The organism is Paenibacillus gorillae (assembly GCF_000513275.1).
Lineage (GTDB): Bacteria > Bacillota > Bacilli > Paenibacillales > Paenibacillaceae > Pristimantibacillus > Pristimantibacillus gorillae.
Genome location: NZ_CBVJ010000056.1, coordinates 1 through 17009 on the forward strand (window position 1 = coordinate 1; position 17009 = coordinate 17009).

A 17009-nucleotide genomic window follows, 5' to 3' on the forward strand; every position below is an offset into this window, starting at 1 on the left:
CAGCTCGATTGCGGATGCAATCTTCGCATAAGGGACGCCGCCAATATCGAATTGCGCCATAAACCGGCGATGACCAAACAACTCATGCTGCATCAATATTTTCTCCACAATCTCATCCGGACTGCCGACTGCAAGAGCCGTTTGCGGGCCCGTCATCTGCTCGAATTGTTCTCTGCTTGGCTTCGGGTTATTCATAAATTGTGAAAAATAATAGGAGTAGTGCGGATAAAATTCATTTCTGGCCTGCTTCGAATCCTCGGCAATATAGCAATGTCCGGTAATGCCAACCTGTAATTCGTCAGGCTGATGACCAGCTTCCAAGCCCGCTTGCCGGTAAACCTCAACAAGCTGCTGGAAGTTCGCCGGATTGCCGCCCAATATAGCAAGTGCCATCCCGGTTCCCAGCCGTCCTGCGAGCGCTGCGCTTGCTGGTGTACCGCCAACGCCAATCCATACAGGCAGCTTCGGCTGTACCGGTCTAGGAGCAATTTCCGCATCATTCAACGGGGTGCGGAATTGACCATTCCATGTCATGCGTTCCTTGTCATTAAGCTCCAGAAACAATTGAATTTTCTCCAAAAACAATTGGGCGTAGCTGTCCAGCTCATAACCAAACAACGGAAAAGACTCGATGTAGGCACCGCGGCCAGCGATCATCTCTGCCCGGCCATCCGATATCAAATCCAGCGTCGCAAAATCCTCAAACACTCTTACCGGATCCGCAGTTCCAAGTATAGTAGTCGCACTCGTCAGCCGGATCCGTTTCGTCGCTTGCGCTATCGCTGCGAGCAGTACAGGAGGCGAAGACAGCGCAAAGTCCAGCCGGTGATGCTCTCCTACGCCAAACACATCAATTCCTGCCTCATCAGCTAAGACAGCCGCATCGATGACTTCGCGAATCCGCTGCTTTGCAGTTGCGGTCTGCCCCGTCAGCGGGTTCGGTGATAAATCGCCCAGCGTATAAATTCCAAATTCGAAAGGTGTACTCTCCTCTGTACTAGTACTTGCTTGCTTAATTGTTTCTTTATCCGGTTTTCCGGTTTCATTATTCATGTTCACGTGGTGACTTCCTTCCTGTTGCCGTTTACAGCTTATATTATGCATCTATTCACGAGAATGAATATCAGTTACTAATTGTAAGTGATTATAATAAAGTAATTACAGGATGTCAATGTCGATAGCAAGCGATGATTACAGCGGCAGCAACAGCAGGAATTTAGACCTCTCTAAATTATTGTATAAAAAAAGGCCGGCCGGAATGCCCGGCCAGCCTCATTTAATCTCTTTATTCTTTTCCACATCAATTAGTATGATGTCCAGCCTGCATCAGCTGTAACGACTGTGCCGTTGACAAAGCTTGATTCCTCAGATGCCAGGAACAGCGCAACTTTTGCAATTTCAGAAGGCTCGCCCATTCTTGGCATAACTCCCATACCAGCCATGGACTTGTCCAATCCAAACTCATTAGGCACTGAGCTGCCCATTCCGATATTCGTATTGACGCCGCCAGGAGCAATCGCATTGCAACGAATGCCCAGCTTTGCGTACTGGTAGCCGACGTTTTTCGTCAGACCCACAACACCATGCTTGGCAGTCGTGTATGCCGCACCGGCACGAGCGCCAAACAAGCCGCCAACCGATGCGATATTTACGATAGTTCCCCTGCCTTTTTCCATAAAAATCGGCAGCGTCTTGCGGATTGCCCGCATCGGTCCTGTCGTATTAACAGCGATAACACGCTCCCACTGCTCATCGGTCAGCTCATGAACCGGAACCATTCCGTCCATAATGCCTGCATTATTGATCAATATATCGACAGTACCGTATTTCTCTACGGCTGTATCAATCATTTTCTGAACGTCAGCTTCGACCGCCACGTTGGATATGACAGCGATGGCATCCCCTTTGTTCTCCGTAATCTGGGCTACAGTCGCTTGCGCCGACTGCTCGTTCAAGTCGGATACGACGACCTTTGCGCCTTCTTTTGCAAACAACAATGCGATTTCCCTGCCCATGCCCGATCCTGCGCCTGTAACTACCGCTACTTTGGATTCCAGTCTCATTTGTCCAGCCTCCCGGTTTATGGTTTTATTGCTATTCAGTCTGCTTATCATGCTATACTTATAAAAAATCAACAACTGTACATTAAAGTACAATTGTTTGTTCCTCTTCATTATAATTGCTCCCCAAAACCGGAACAATCAGCAAAAAAGCGCTTACTGTACTATAATGAACAATATCGATGTAAGTGTACGAAAAGTAGTGATGGAAGGAATGGAAAGATGACGGAAGCGTCCCATAAACCGGATAAACGAATATTGCGCAGCAAAGCGGCTCTTAAGCAATCCTTATTGGAACTAATGCGGCAAAAGGATTTTGCCTCGATTTCGACGACGGAAATTGTGAAGCATGCAGACTTCAACCGCGGCACCTTTTATGCTCATTATGAACATAAAGAAGCGCTGCTTGAGGATATAATCAACGATTTGCTAAGCGGCCTCATCGAGAGCTTTCGAAAGCCCTACGAACAAATCGACTCCTTCGAGCTGGAGCGATTCCCCGCATCGGCCGTCACTTTGTTTGACCATATCTATGCCAATGCCGAGCTTTATGCCCTGATGGTCGATCAGAAGGTCATGCCCGGCTTCCGGGAAAAAATGTTCCACGCGCTCAAACAAACGAGCATCGAGGATCTTATCCCGCAGCTTCATGAAATCGACAACCGCATGCTCGACCATGAGCTGCTTGTCGTGTATCAGATGCATGCCTTGCTGGGCTTAACCTTCCACTGGATACAGGAAGGCTTCAAGCAGACTCCGGCCTACATGGCTGAACAGCTTGTGCTGTTTCTGAGAGTGCGGCCAACTACAGTAGTAGCCAAACGCGGGCCTGCCGGCAGCGGCAAATAGCAAGGAACGATTTACAAAAGAAAGCCGGCCATTTCGTATAGGCGGGCTTATTTTTGTCCGAATGAAATGGAATGAACTTTAAGCCGACTCGACTCAATATCCTGGTTGTTTATCTTTTCCAAAAAACTGATTGCTCCTTAGAGTAATTTAAATTACTATATAGAGTAAGGAGGTGTTGGAAAATGGATGAGGAATTACAGCTTAATGTCCCGCTGCTGCGGCGCCGTGTACCTAATCTAACCACGGCGGCAAAGGAAGCCGGTCTGAGAGCAGCGACTGTCTCAAATCTATGTACAGGAAAAATACCAGTTGGTCGCGCCGAAGTAAAAACTTTAGTTGCCCTTGCTTCTTTGGCAGGATGTAGTCTTGACGAACTCATTATTAGAGGGAGTGGATTGCGAATGATTGAAACAGGCATTAAAGCGTTGGATTTATTTGCTCCGGTTGTACGCGGGGGGACGGTTGGATTTGTTGCCCGGCCAAACATGGGGCAGTTGGTGTTGTTGGCTGAGCTGATGCTGCGAATGAAGAAACGGGGATTTGCTACTGTCTTTTGGGTTCCGCACTCTGATGCTCCCGGCATTGATCTTGTTCAGTCACAATCAGAATTTATCTGCTCGTCACAAGAAGAAATCCATCTAAAAATTGTGGAGCTTCGAGAAGAAAAAGATATTCTTATCGGAGTTGACCGCAGCAAAGTATTATCAGGTGAATTGCTGTCGTTGCGCGAGAATTTAAAAGAAGTTGGAGCCCGGCCGATTACGATAGCGCTTGTTGATACAAAGGGTGAGGTTGTTGACGAAGACGGTGCCTACGGCCCCCTCGACGCGCTCTGGAAATTTGACGCCGACTTGATAAGCCGCAGCATTTACCCGGCAATCGATCCGCTCGCATCCATCTCTACTGTTCTGGAAGGCCCCTATCTGGACGCTGTTCATCTTGCTGCACAACAACGTGCACGGAAGCTGCTTCGCCGTTACCGAGAGCTGCGGTCACTCGTAACCACGCAAGGTTTTGACAAAATATCTGACCCGGATCTGCAGCTGTATAAAAAGGGAGAAAGGCTCGAAGCTTATCTCGCACAGCCTTTTTATGTCTCAGAACCGTATACTAACATTTCAGGCGAGTGGCTGACCCTATATGAAACGCTCGAAGATGTGAAACGGATTTTAGATGGCGAGATGGACAGTACCGATCCTTCCGAGCTGTTTTTCAAAGGGAGACTAGCCGCTCGGACGTAATGCAGCCAGCTATCTGAGCGTATAAGAAAGGCTGCCGTGAATCAATCGTCATGACAGCCTCTACTTCATGATTGAACTCTTTTCCAATCGGTCAATACGAGGTATACAAGATCAATAAAGCTTCCCTTGAATGTATAAATTCGTCGACAATTTCATCACAGCATGGCTATAGCAAATTTGACGAAGCGGCTTTTGCGTCCGGAAAAATGCAGGAAACACTGTGTTCATCGTCTTCTTCATCTTGTTCAGCAGCAGCTCGAACACCTCGTCCTCACCATAGAACAACGTCTCGCGGCCTTGCAGCCACTCGAAGTAGGAGACGATAACCCCGCCTGCATTCGCTAAAATATCAGGAATAACGATTGTTCCCATCTGCGACAAAATAGCATCGGCTTCGCCCGTAATCGGTGCGTTTGCACCTTCGACGATTAGCTTCGCCTTCACTTGTCCGACATTGTCGTCTCGAATCTGATCTTCCAGCGCCGCTAGAATAAGTACGTCAAGATCCAGATAAAGAACCGCTTCCCGCTCCATGACCATTGCGTCGATTCCTGCTGCTGCAAGCTCCTCTGGGTTGCGCGGAAGATCGCCCTTATTACCCTTGGCAAAATGGATAAGCGCTGGTATATTCAAGCCGTCCGCCTGGTATAGCGTAACGTTGCGATCGCTGACGGCAACGATTTTATTGTTCATAAAGCTGCACTGGTAAGCTTCGAGTGCTGCAACAGAACCTACGTTGCCAAAGCCTTGAATGGCAATTCTAAGCGGCTGCGTTGCTGCCGCCAGCTGCTGGGCTCTATTGAAATAGCGGGATTCCGCATTCAACTGATGACTCTCCCGAATATAATCATGCAGCAAGTAGCGCAGCGAGAAATAGACGCCCTTCCCCGTTGCTTCCTGACGGCCGAGAGAGCCGCCATTCAGTACGCTTTTGCCCGTAAAGCTGCCGAGATAAGGCTGGCCGGGATGAATACTTTTATACTCGCTCATCATCCAGTCCATTTCCCTTTGTCCCGTACCAACATCAGGCGCTGGAATATCCTTGTCCGGCCCTAAAATATCACTAAAATACTGAACGTATTTTTTGCAAATTTGATATAGCTCTTTCGTCGTGTACTGACGGGGATTGATTGCAACGCCGCCTTTTCCGCCGCCAAATGGCACCTCGTGCAGCGCATTTTTGAGTGTCATCAGTGCCGCGAGGTTAATCACTTCATCCTCGTTCACCGACTCATGGAAACGTATACCGCCTTTATAGGGGCCAAGTGTGTCATTATGCTGCGTCCGGTAAGCCGGGATACGTACAACTTCTCCACTTTCAAGCGCAACTCTCAAAAATGACTTTTGCATTTTATTTGGGGTTGATAGAATCGCCTTCAAAGAACTGAAAGCTTTCACACGTTTCTCTTCCTGCAAATCAGGCAGAAAATGCTCCTCCTCCAGCAGATCCAGCAAGGAGCTCTCAATAATATGGGATGTTTGCTTGGTCATGTCTGTCACCTCATCGTTAGTCATTATGGCGCAAAAAAAGAGTGGCATCATCTTTGGATGATAGTACCAGTTCAACATAAAATAACTGAATAGTCAAATAAATGAGGGCCGCGAGAGTCCTTTTTACACTTGTAGGCTTTTTGGATTTTGTAGGCTTTTTGGGCTTTTTGAGCCCCTTAAACTTTTTTACACTGCGTTCTCTTAGCGTTCTTGTGTTCTTGCGTTCTTGCGTTCTTGCGTTCTTGCGTTCTTGCGTTCTTGTGTTCTTGTGTTCTTGTGTTCTTGTGTTCTTGTGTTCTTGTGTTCTTGTGTTCTTGTGTTCTTGTGTTCTTGTGTTCTTGTGTTCTTGTGTTCTTACGTTCTTGTACTCTTACGTTATTATGTTATTACGTTCTTGCATTTTTGCGTTGATTGTATGCTTTATATGCTTGTACGCTGTGCATCCCGTCAAGCTAACTCATTGCCCTTTGTTATACTGCACGCCCTTTGTGACTTAGCCCCATCTAGCAGGCATTTTTACGAAGCCGCTTCGCTATTTAAGGAACCAACTTTCGCTACACGCGCCTGCCACTAACGGACTTTTTCCATTAGCGAACTAAATTTCGCTGTTCATGAACCTGCGTTCACCACTTACGAATTTTGCTTCGCTAATCCAGCCGTCTGCCCTCTCGCCTATACATTTAGCGAAGCCCGCTTCTTTATTTAACGAACCTGCTTCGCTAATCCAGCCCTCTGCCCTCTCTGCTCTACAATTAACGAAGCTCGCTTCTTTATTTAACAAACCTGCTTCGCTAATCCAGCCCTCTGCCCTCTCGCCTCTACATTTAACGAAGCTCGCTTCTTTATTTAACGAACCTGCTTCTCTAATCCAGCCGTCTGCCCTCTCGCCTCTACATTTAACGAAGCCCGCTTCTTTATTTAACGAACCTGCTTCACTAATCCAATTTAGACGGACACTGTCCCCGCTGCCAAACCGCTCATAAGTATCAGCCTGCTTGCTCCGTCCATCTCATCTGCTTAATCTTAATTGCGGACATCTCTGCTGCAGCTCATTCATAAAGCGTTCCTCTTCAAGCGGCGAAATATGAATCGTATCGTAATTGCCGTAATATATCTCAAGCCTCCGGCTCGATGTTGCCGCACTGGATAACCAGGATTTAACCGGCTTTACATTAACAATATTGTCATACGCTATCTTTCTGCTAAAGGGTGCGTTTCGGATAAATAATCCGCTGTCGTCCAAAACATAATAGATCTTGTACCAGACCCACAACACAATAAAAGAGAGCGAAAAACAAACCAGAAATATAATCGTGCCTCCAACTAAGCCTGTTCCTGTCACAAACAACGGGGTTAAACCGCTCACCAGAAGGATGATCGCACTTGCCCAGATTACTATAGTAAGCCATAAGTCACGCCGCGGGACAAACTTCACGCCATCACCTCATCTATATTTAATATTGGCGATCTCGAAGATCCTTATCGTCAAACCACAACTGCACGGACTCCACTTCTTCCTCACCATGGAGCGAAACTGAGATTTCTCCTGAATGGTAGATTTCTTCGGTCAACAACTTAAATCCCCGTTCTCGTAAAATTTCACGGGACAGCTCCATAGTCACCCCTGGATGAATTCCATAGATGGAATAGGATGGGTTCGAAAACTCCAAATAGCTGACTCGGCCGAAAAGATCATGATCAGAGTCACCTGCAATTCCGACTTGAAGCTTAAGAGAAACATAGTTTCTATAGTAGCCGCCGAACCCTTCCTGATACATGCCTTCACCATACTGCTGTAAAAGCTCCTTTTCACCCATGCCCAATCGAATATTCGCTGCAAAAAGCTGATCGTTTAAGCTTTGGACATTCTCTTTCGTCGCTTTCGTTTCTCCAAAAGGATACAGCGTTAGAAAAAGGACTGCCACGAGAAGCACAATAAACCCCAAAGCATAAACAATCGGTTTCCTTCTCACAGACAACCCCCTCTTCCTGCATAGCCGAACCCTTATAGATCCAACCTTAATTGAATCATGTCTCTGCACCAAATACCGTTTTCAACCATTTTCTCTTCACAATGGCGGACAAAAAAAATCAAGATCAACCGCCACTATACGAAACCCGCCCCTCGCCCTCATCGCTAGTTCTACTACACTAGTATACCAATCTATCTCATATATGGAAAATGTAATATTACAGAATCAATCCTCAGAGAGCTGCAGGCGATGCCATTCCAGCGCCAGCCGATCGATCTCACTCGCAAGACCTTCTTTTCCTTTAATATATGCGTCGATGTCGAGAGGGAACTGTGAAGCAAGATCAATTTTCAACTGACCGTATGTATGAGCCGCTTCTGTATGACAGCGTAAATAATTGCGAAAAGCAAGATGCCGGGCAATCTGGTCATGGCCTTGTTCATAAATATGAATATGATGTGTGCGGCTATCGCCGCCCTTGGCAAAATAACGCCGGCCGGAAATGCCGTTCTCGCCTTTCGGTACATAGCCTTCTTCCCTCATAATCGCCTCATACTCGTCAATTCTCTTGATATCCTTCACGACGGGCAACACGTCGATAATAGGCTTGGCAGCCAATCCCGGCACCGATGTACTGCCGATATGATGGATTTCAATAATCTCGTCACCGAGCACAGCTTGCAATTTAACCGCTGTCTCCTTAAATCTCTCTTCCCATAGTTTCTGATAGGGAGTGACCTCAACTTTTCGCATAAAACCTCCTGTTATCGCTTTCATTATTCGTCAATAGCAACAGAACAGCGAACTCTGCCCGCTGCCCTGTCACATGCCCTATTCCCTTAGTCTAAGCCTCTTCCGCGTTCTCTTCAATAATGTCTGCTTCGCGATAGCTGACCATCATTTGCAGCTTGTTCAATTGCTTGCGCGACAGCTCAGACTGCTCATACAAGCATTGCAGCTGATTGCGCTCCGCTTGAATACAAGCGAGCTGCAGCTCTTTCTTTTGCTCCTCAAACTGCTCATTGCCCTCATCGGCTGACTGCTGCCTCCGAAGCTCGGTCAGCCTCCGGTTGTAGCCGGCAATCACTTTGTAAGCCGCAGTTTTATTGCCCTCCATAATGACTTGTTTCAATGCCTCAATCGCTGCCTCCGAAGTGCGAATCCGAATTTGACGGAGCCGCAGTCTTTCTTCAGGAGATAAGGCGTGATCACGAAACTTTTTATCCGGATTTGCCGTTCCAGCCAGCTTACGCAGCAAGCCCTTCAACAGCATCCAGAACATTCGCCAGCGATTCGTCAGCACCAGTTCTACCCCTGAGAGGAAAGTCTGTATCCGCTTTGACTCTTCCGGCTTCACCTCGCCTTCCTCAACAAGCTTGTTCAAGTGCTTCCTTTCGGCTTCGATCGCCAGACGGCGCAGCTCCAGCTCGTCCTCACGCATCTGCAACTGATTATCTGCCGGACCGTAAGCATATTTCAATGAAGCAAGTTTTTGATTATAGGCGGAAATAACGGCTGCTGCTGCATGGTCATTTTCATCGGTACGAGCATGCTGAGCAGCAGCAATTGCTGCTTTGATGGACTTCTTCAGCGCCTCCTTGGATGGATCGCTTCCCGCCTCTTCCAGCTGCTCCGCATTCGAAGTAAGCAGCGGTAATGCAATGCTTGCCGCAATTAAAGAGAGCAGGATGACACCTGCTGCAAGAAAAATAATTAAATCCCGCTCCGGAAATATTTGTCCATTATCCAGGAACAACGGGATGGAGAACGCCCCCGCCAAAGTAAGCGTTCCCCGAACGCCGGATACCGACAGCAGCAGAATGGAAAGCCACGAGGTGCGCTCCTGCTCGATGTCCTGTCCTCTGAAGAAGACGTTGGCGAAGCGATTGGACAAGAACAGCCAGACACAGCGAATGACTATTAAAAGCGCATAGAGCAGAAACACGTAACCTACGACCTGTAAGTTGTTATGTGCTTGATCCTCGAAGATCGCTGTCATTACTTCCGGGATTTGTAAGCCAAGCAGTACAAACACAAAGCCGTTTAAAACAAATAAAATGACGGACCATGTACTGTCCGATACAACCCGCAATTCCACTTCTTCATGATGAATCTTATCCCGTTCAACAGCGTGAATAACGCCTCCTGCAACAGCAGCCAAAATCCCGGAGAGCCCCAGCTCCTCGGCTAAAATATAGATCAGGAAAGGCGTAACGATGACGAGCATCATATGTACCGTCACATCCTCCATGCCAAAGCGGCGAAGCATGGCCCGAATCCAAATGATGACGAGTCCGAGGAACGCACCGAATAGAAGTCCGCCTACCGCAATAACGACGAAGCTGAAGGATGCTTGCCAGATTGAGAACGCGCCAGTCACTGTCGCTGCGATCGCAAACTTGAAGGCAACAAGTCCCGATGCATCATTCATTAGCGCTTCGCCCTCTAACAGGCGGTGAATTTTTTTCGGCAAATGAACTCTTGCTGAGATGGAAGATACAGCGACGGCATCCGTCGGTGACAGAATAGCAGCAAGCCCGAATGCAGCAGCCAGCGGTATGGTCGGAATCCAGGCGTTAATCGTGTAGCCTCCGATAAGTACAGTTACGAATACCAAGCCTACCGCCAGCAGCAATATGGGAGCTCGCAGCTTCCATAGCTCCTCCCGAGGCGTTACCTTCCCGTCATTAAATAACAATGGCGCGATAAAGAGCACCATGAACAGCTCCGGATCAAGCGGAATATGCATCTCTGTCGGCAAAAAAGCTAGCAGAATGCCTAATACGATCTGAATAATCGGAACGGGAATGAACGGCACAATGCGGTTCAAAACATGTGATACTGCGATAAGAGTAATGATTCCCAGAATAGCGAGCATCATTTCCACGTCATTCCCTCTCCTCTCTCTTGTTGTTGCCGGACGTTCATCCGGCTTATTTTATACCAATGGATCGGCAATCATTCCCGGCAGCGGGTTGGATGCAAAAGCCGATGACGCATCGCCATCGGCTTCCATCTTCCTCATTCTACCGGTGCTGCTCATAGACATTGGCTCGAGTTAAACGGCGCAAACGGGCAAGCTCCTCTTCTGTCAATGGCGCTCCTTCGCTGGCTTCGATGTTATGCAGCAGTTGTTCCAGCGAGCTGGCACCAGGAATGGCTACTGCTACAGATGAATGAGATAGCGAATAGCGGATCGCCAGCTGGCTCAAGCTTTGCCCCTCCTTCGCTAGCTGCGCAAGCTCATTATGAAGCGCAGACAGCTCTTTTGCAGAATAATCCAAATACCCTTGTTCCGCACGAGCACGTCCATTTGGTGATAAAATGCCCTTGGCCACCGGTCCGCGAGCAATCAGGCCAATACCCTTATCCTCCAAAAGAGGCAGGACGGTCTCTTCCGGTCTGCGGTCCAGCAGGCTGTATTGACTCATCACGCTTACGATACTGGAGCGAGCGGCATATTCGCGAATCACGTTGGGACGGATCGACGATATGCCATATTCACGGATGAGGCCTTCTTGCTTGAGCTGCTCAAAGGCTTCGATTGTCTCATCAATAGGATCTTCAAGCGTCCCGCCGTGCAGCTGATACAGATCGATATATTCGACACCAAGCCGCTTAAGGCTGCCTTTTACCGAGGATAATATGTAAGCTTTGGAGGGATCCCACACCCACCCTTCCTGGCCTGGAATACGACGATTGCCCACCTTGGTAGCGATAACTATTTCATCACGGTTGCGGCCGCTGCTGCGAACCGCTTCACCAACGATCTCTTCGTTTAACCCGTCTTCGTACAGATCGGCGGTATCCAAAAAATTGACGCCCCGCTCCAATCCTTCATGTATAAGGGCAATTGCCTTCCGCTTATCTGTGCCTAGCGACATGCAGCCAAGTCCGATTTCTCCAACATACAGCTCCGAAGAGCCAAGCCGATTGCGTTTCATTGCGGTTACCACTCCAATCATCCTATGTAATGGATTTATTATACTATAGGATAGTGAATAAGAACGAGCCCGCCCTTCGTGCATTTTGTACAAAATAAAAGGGACGCTTTAAATTTATCCATTGAGCTGAGAATGACATTCTATTATGATGACATATATCGATAATGATTATCATTATCTTAAAATTCAGTATACAACCTGTTGGAGGGAATTACCTTGAAAAGAACGAAAACAATTGTTACCCTGCTTGCTACTTTTGCTTTTGCCGGCACCTTGCTGCTCGGCTGCGGTACAGACAAAACGAATACCACGGCTCCTGCTCCGTCTGCTACAGCTTCGCCGGCCGCGGAAACAACTGTTCCGCAAAATGAATCAGCTACCCGTGATTTTACGGACTGGACTGGCCATACCGTGCAGGTTCCAACGAATCCGCAGCGTGTCATTTACCACGGGGAGACGACGGGCGATCTCATAGCACTCGGCGTTTTACCGGTCGGAACGACAGACATAACCGGCGCAGTGTACGAGGACCTTATCCCGGATGCGGTTGACGTAGGTTTTCCAATCGAGCCGGAAAAAGCAATGTCACTTAATCCGGATTTAATTATTTTCGCCAATGCGGACGAAGCTCAATACGAGAGTCTATCAAAAGTAGCGCCAACCGTCACTTTCGATTCATTTGCTTCGCTGGATGACCGTATGCGTACATTGGGAGATCTGTTGAACAAAAAGCAGGAAGCGGAGGACTGGATTACCGCTCACCATACTGCAACGGATGACATGTGGAAAAAGCTCCGTGAGAACGGCCTGAAAGAAGGAGAAACCGCTACCGTCCTGACGATGTATCCGGGGAAAAGATTGTTTGTTATGGCCGGAGCCGGCCTTCCGCAATTTATTTATGAGAAAAACGGCTTTAAGCCCCTTCCCCAAGTAGCCAAAATGATCGAGGAAGGTCAAGGCTTCGTAGAAATTTCGAATGAGGTTCTTCCGGATATTGCCGGAGATCGGTTGTTCATCCTGACACCAGTGGCCGCTGATGCTCGAAACGAGTCCAATGAATTAATGAATAGCGCAATCTGGAAGAAGCTTCCGGCCGTTCAAGCTGGCAAGGTGTATGAATTCGATATTATGAAAGCGACAAGCGATGCGAAGTCCAGAGAATGGCTGACGCAAGAGCTACCCAAGCAATTGCTCAAATAATAGATTTAAGACAGCGGTCTTTCAACTCCGGTTGAAAGACCGTATTTATTTCTCTATAATGAATGATAACTATTCTCAATTATCATTTGTAAGAAAAGAGGAATGATGATGCCCTCCAACACTGCTCACTCTGACCTATTCCGCAGCCTCATGCTGTATTTGTCCCATATGGATTCCTTCACGATCCCGCCTGGCATTACAAGTGAAGAACAAATAACGGAGACCCATTGCCTGCTTATTATCGAACAAGGTGAAGGTACGATTTATCTAAACCATCTTTACTATACCTTCGGGCAAGACAGCTGTTTCTTGCTTCCCCCAGAGGCTTCCTTTCAATTCGATAACGGAGACAGCCAGAGTATACGTTACAGCTGCCTTTATTTTGAAGCTTATAAGCGGACTGGCGGTAAAGCGGCCGTTCCCTATTCCGACCCATTGATGAAGGATTTGATCGAGCTGCCCGCTCCTTCCGTCCCGCAGCTGCAAGAGCTGCTCCTTAAGCTTAAAGGCACCAATCTGCAAGCCGATGGCTACGGAACTCTTCAGCAGCAGCTTTACTTTCAACAGCTGTTTCTTTTGTTAATGGCCAGACCCTTACAGCAGCAATCTCTCGGCAAAACCTCCATGGTGGACAAAACTTTGCATTATCTTGATCAATGTTATATGGAACAAATTACAGTAAAAACACTGGCTAGCTTGGCGGAAATGCCGCCCTGGCAATACACGTCCCTATTCAAAGAACGAACGGGAAAACGTCCGCTCGATTATTTGGCTGAGCTGCGCATTGAACGCTCCAAGCAATGGCTAATCGAGTCAGATGAGCCCCTTCGCGATATCGCCGAACGGGTAGGCTTCAAGGACGAGTACTACTATAGCCGAAGATTTCGGCAGCTAAGCGGTGTTGCTCCCAGGCAGTATGCTTTGTCCATGAAGGGAAGCGATATTGTCATGGACTGGAGAGGCCATAAGGTCAGCATTCCGCCTGACCCGGAACGCATTATCTTTTACGGTGAAGCGCTCGGCGATATGTATGCACTTGGCCTCGTTCCCGTCGGCTGCTCCCTGCGTGATGCATCCGAGGAGCTGATATCAGCGATGGATGCGCCTCTCCCAGATGTCGGCAACCCGTTCAACGATCAGGCAGCTTCAGCTCTTGATCCGGATCTGATTATTAGTACGAGCGGCGAACAGGACTATGCCGCAATGTCGGCAATTGCTCCTACCTTGTCCTATAACAGCTGGGCGCCTCTCAGTGAGCGGCTGTCGACTTTAGGCAAATGGCTGAAACGTGAGCGAGAAGCGGTGCAATGGCTGGAACGCTATCAAAGCGGCTTGAACCGGATGTGGCAGGAGCTGTGTGACGATATTCGTCCTGGCGAGAGTGCAACTGTCCTCATCTATCATCGCGGCAGGCGGTTATTCGTTATGGGCAGCATTGGACTAGCCGTCAGTCTCTACCATCCTCAAGGCTTCAAGCCTGTTACCAAAGTGCAGGACATGCTGGACGCAGACCGGGCTTACAAAGAGATTGCCGAGCATAAGGTTCAGCAGTACGCAGGAGACCGGATATTTATGCTCGTACCAGACCGCTCCGATTCCCGTCAAGCGATGGACGAACTGTTAGCTGCTCCGGCATGGAACCTTCTCCCGGCTGCTCGCAACGGGCATGTCTATCTAATTGATTCCAAATGGAATAGCGGCGATGGATACACATCGGAAAAGCTGCTGCATTACCTGCCTCAACTGCTTCGTCAGGCTTAATCTTGCTGACTTCGTGAGAATGCTAGTTTGACTCATTTGCTTTTTCTTCACTATAATGACTTATAGAAAGACTTTCGTGGAGGTCTCCCATGACGGAACAGAATTACGAATTTGTCACGCGTATGATGGAAGCTTTCCAGCGATTCGGGAAGGCGGAATGGCGCAAGCAATCGATGTGGGGCATTAAAGCGAGCGAGGTTCGCGTTCTTCTATGCATCATAGACAGCGCCAGGAATAACCAGTCAGGCGCAACCGTATCCGAAATTAGCAAAAGGCTGCTGGTCACTTCCCCAACGGTAACCCAGATGGCAAACAGCTTAATTGCTCAAGGATATATTGAACGGGAAGCCGATCAGAACGACCGCCGTATTTTTTATTTAAAACTAACGGATAAAGGCGATGAAATCGCGCAGAAAATCAAAGAACGTTATCAATCTTACTTTGCCGGTTTAATTCAGCATCTGGGCCATGAACAAAGCGAGAATCTGATTCAAATTCTTGATCAAGTGTTTCAATATACCGATCAGGCACAACGAGACTTCAAGGATGATTTATAAAAAATGCGCTATCCAGAGCATTGTCCGGGAATAGCGCACTTTTTTTGATTTACATATTATTGAAGAGCCGGTTTCTTGACGGTCTCCTCTTTATTCGCCGTTTCCGCCTGCGGAGCGTTCGAGGAACGCAGCGGAATCTCCTTCAGGAAGAACACAAGGATAAATGCAACGACGAGCAGTATCATGCCGGATAGGAAGACGACAGTCAGCGTGTCGCTTAGTACGTTGCGAAGCAGCTCGATCGTCTGGTTAAACAGTGTAAGAATTGAATCGGGCAGCTTCGACTGCAGCTCCTTCAGCATCGGCTGATTAAGCAGCAGCTGCGGATTGAGAAATCCGGCAAATTGCTGCGCCGTCTCTGGATCAACCTGTGACAGGTCGGGACCTTGCCCGGATGCAACCGCATCCTCCAGTTTGCCTTTCATCGTTGAATTCATAATCGTTCCCAGAACCGCGATACCAATCGTACCGCCCAAGTTGCGGAACAGTGTAGAAGCGGCAGTCGCCACGCCTAGCTCGGATGGAGCGACAGCATTTTGAACCGTTAACGTGAACACCGGCATGGAAATGCCAAGTCCGATACCGAATACGATCATGCTGGCTACCGCTACCCCGATACTGTTCATAAAAGCCATCATCAGCATGCCGGCAACCATGAACGGCATTCCGATGAGGGCATATCTTTTATACTTGCCGGATTTCGATATCCAGTTGCCCGCAAGCGTACTGAGTACGATCATTGCGATGGACATCGGCATGTTTACGAAACCGGAAGCCGTAGGCGAAATGCCTTTTACCCCCTGTACGAAAAACGGCAAATACATCATTGCGCCCATCATCCCGGCGTTCATCAGAAAACCGATGGAATTGGACACGGTCACAATTCCGTTCTTGAACATGGAGAGCGGAAGTACCGGACTTTTCGCTTTCCTTTCCACTAGAATGAGAATCCCGATAAATACGACGGATGCACTAAGCAAACCGATAATTTCGAAGGACGCCCATTCGAACTTGCTGCCCGCCCAAGAAAAACCCAACAATAAAGAAATAATAGCTAAGGATAGGAAAAGCATACCCAAGAAGTCGATCGATTCGGCTTCGGCTTTTTTTGTTTTAGGGAACATCGACCAGATCATCGCCAACGCAACGATGCCGAGCGGCAGGAAGATCCAAAAGATCCATTTCCAATCCATATGGTCAACCATGAATCCGCCTAATGTTGGTCCAAGTACGCTGGAGAAGCCAAACACGGCCATCATAATGCCGGTCCACTTCGCCCGCTCGCGCGGTGCGAACAAATCTCCGACTGCTGTAACGGTTGCCGACATGAGAATACCGCCGCCGATGCCTTGAATCCCCCGGTACGTGATTAACTGATAAATATCATTTGCAGTACCGCACATAAACGCGCCAATCATAAAGACGACGATACCGAATAATAGAAACGGCTTCCGGCCGTAAATATCCGAAAGCTTGCCAACTAGCACAGTCGCGATCGTTGACGTTAACATATAAATGGTAATAACCCAGGAGTACAGCTCCATTCCTCCCAGAATCGCGATAATACGCGGCATCGCCGTGCTAACGATCGTCTGGTTGATCGCCGCAAAGAGCATGGCTGCCATCAATGCAATCATAATCGTAATTTTTTTCTTCTGTGTTAAATGCTCCATGATGATTTTCCCCTCTTCCTTCGGATGAATTAATGTACCTTTGGCAAAAATCTAATGCAGCCCTTATTAGATAGGTTGCCAATCTATATTTTTATTATAAAACAACTTTACTACTAAAACAACTGGAATTTATCGTAATCGCCTCTCAGAATAGCCATGTAGTAGAAGTTGTTGATGACCAGATCCTTATGCTTCCCGATGAAACGCATAATATCCCCGTCACTGATGTACGCGACAATCTCATTCCGGTCATTCACGAT

The 17009-nt window shown here is 48.1% G+C and carries 14 protein-coding genes; 5 read left to right on the forward strand and 9 right to left on the reverse strand.

Annotated elements, in window-relative coordinates:
• Positions 1–1053 (reverse strand): LLM class flavin-dependent oxidoreductase (locus TY10_RS10275; RefSeq protein WP_063510431.1); only part of this gene is annotated, 1053 nt, incomplete at its 3' end.
• A gap of 251 nt (positions 1054–1304) precedes the next feature.
• On the reverse strand, positions 1305–2063 hold the full coding sequence (locus tag TY10_RS10280; RefSeq protein WP_042162948.1) for an SDR family oxidoreductase: 759 nt from the start codon (positions 2061–2063) through the stop codon (positions 1305–1307).
• Positions 2064–2282: 219 nt separating this feature from the next.
• Between TY10_RS10280 and TY10_RS10285 the strand changes: the two genes are divergently transcribed.
• Both TY10_RS10285 and TY10_RS10290 read left to right on the forward strand, forming a co-directional pair.
• A complete protein-coding gene (locus TY10_RS10285) occupies positions 2283–2909 on the forward strand; it encodes a TetR/AcrR family transcriptional regulator (protein WP_042162949.1) in 627 nt (208 codons plus the stop codon).
• A gap of 182 nt (positions 2910–3091) precedes the next feature.
• Complete coding sequence (locus TY10_RS10290) at positions 3092–4150, forward strand: ATP synthase beta subunit C-terminal domain-containing protein (protein WP_042162951.1); 1059 nt, start codon at positions 3092–3094, stop codon at positions 4148–4150.
• A 111-nt stretch (positions 4151–4261) separates the two neighbouring features.
• Here the strand turns inward: TY10_RS10290 and TY10_RS10295 are convergent, their stop codons facing one another.
• From TY10_RS10295 to TY10_RS10325, 6 genes are all read right to left on the reverse strand, one after another.
• Complete coding sequence (locus TY10_RS10295; protein WP_042162953.1) at positions 4262–5641, reverse strand: Glu/Leu/Phe/Val family dehydrogenase; 1380 nt, start codon at positions 5639–5641, stop codon at positions 4262–4264.
• Positions 5642–6650: 1009 nt separating this feature from the next.
• Positions 6651–7076, reverse strand: coding sequence for a PH domain-containing protein (locus TY10_RS28780; RefSeq protein WP_052350468.1), 426 nt, complete (start codon positions 7074–7076; stop codon positions 6651–6653).
• Between the two features lie 19 nt (positions 7077–7095).
• A complete protein-coding gene (locus TY10_RS10310) occupies positions 7096–7614 on the reverse strand; it encodes a hypothetical protein (protein WP_042162956.1) in 519 nt (172 codons plus the stop codon).
• A gap of 225 nt (positions 7615–7839) precedes the next feature.
• Entirely contained in the window at positions 7840–8367 is a 528-nt protein-coding gene (locus TY10_RS10315) for a GrpB family protein (RefSeq protein WP_042162957.1), read from the reverse strand.
• A gap of 91 nt (positions 8368–8458) precedes the next feature.
• On the reverse strand, positions 8459–10495 hold the full coding sequence (locus tag TY10_RS10320; RefSeq protein WP_238327533.1) for a Na+/H+ antiporter: 2037 nt from the start codon (positions 10493–10495) through the stop codon (positions 8459–8461).
• A gap of 145 nt (positions 10496–10640) precedes the next feature.
• The gene (locus TY10_RS10325; RefSeq protein WP_042162960.1) at positions 10641–11558 is read right to left on the reverse strand and encodes an aldo/keto reductase; all 918 of its coding nucleotides are present in this window, start codon (positions 11556–11558) and stop codon (positions 10641–10643) included.
• Positions 11559–11774: 216 nt separating this feature from the next.
• On the opposite strand from TY10_RS10325, the gene TY10_RS10330 reads away from it, so the two are divergent.
• From TY10_RS10330 to TY10_RS10340, 3 genes are all read left to right on the forward strand, one after another.
• The gene (locus TY10_RS10330; RefSeq protein ID WP_052350469.1) at positions 11775–12758 is read left to right on the forward strand and encodes an ABC transporter substrate-binding protein; all 984 of its coding nucleotides are present in this window, start codon (positions 11775–11777) and stop codon (positions 12756–12758) included.
• 108 nt (positions 12759–12866) lie between these two features.
• Positions 12867–14519: an AraC family transcriptional regulator gene (locus TY10_RS10335; protein ID WP_042162962.1), complete on the forward strand. Its 1653-nt coding sequence runs from the start codon at positions 12867–12869 to the stop codon at positions 14517–14519.
• 89 nt (positions 14520–14608) lie between these two features.
• Positions 14609–15076 (forward strand): MarR family winged helix-turn-helix transcriptional regulator, encoded by a 468-nt coding sequence (locus tag TY10_RS10340; RefSeq protein WP_042162963.1) that lies wholly within the window; start codon positions 14609–14611, stop codon positions 15074–15076.
• A gap of 56 nt (positions 15077–15132) precedes the next feature.
• Here TY10_RS10340 and TY10_RS10345 read toward each other — a convergent pair whose 3' ends face one another.
• Positions 15133–16749: an MDR family MFS transporter gene (locus tag TY10_RS10345; protein ID WP_042162965.1), complete on the reverse strand. Its 1617-nt coding sequence runs from the start codon at positions 16747–16749 to the stop codon at positions 15133–15135.
• Between the last annotated feature and the right edge of the window lie 260 nt (positions 16750–17009).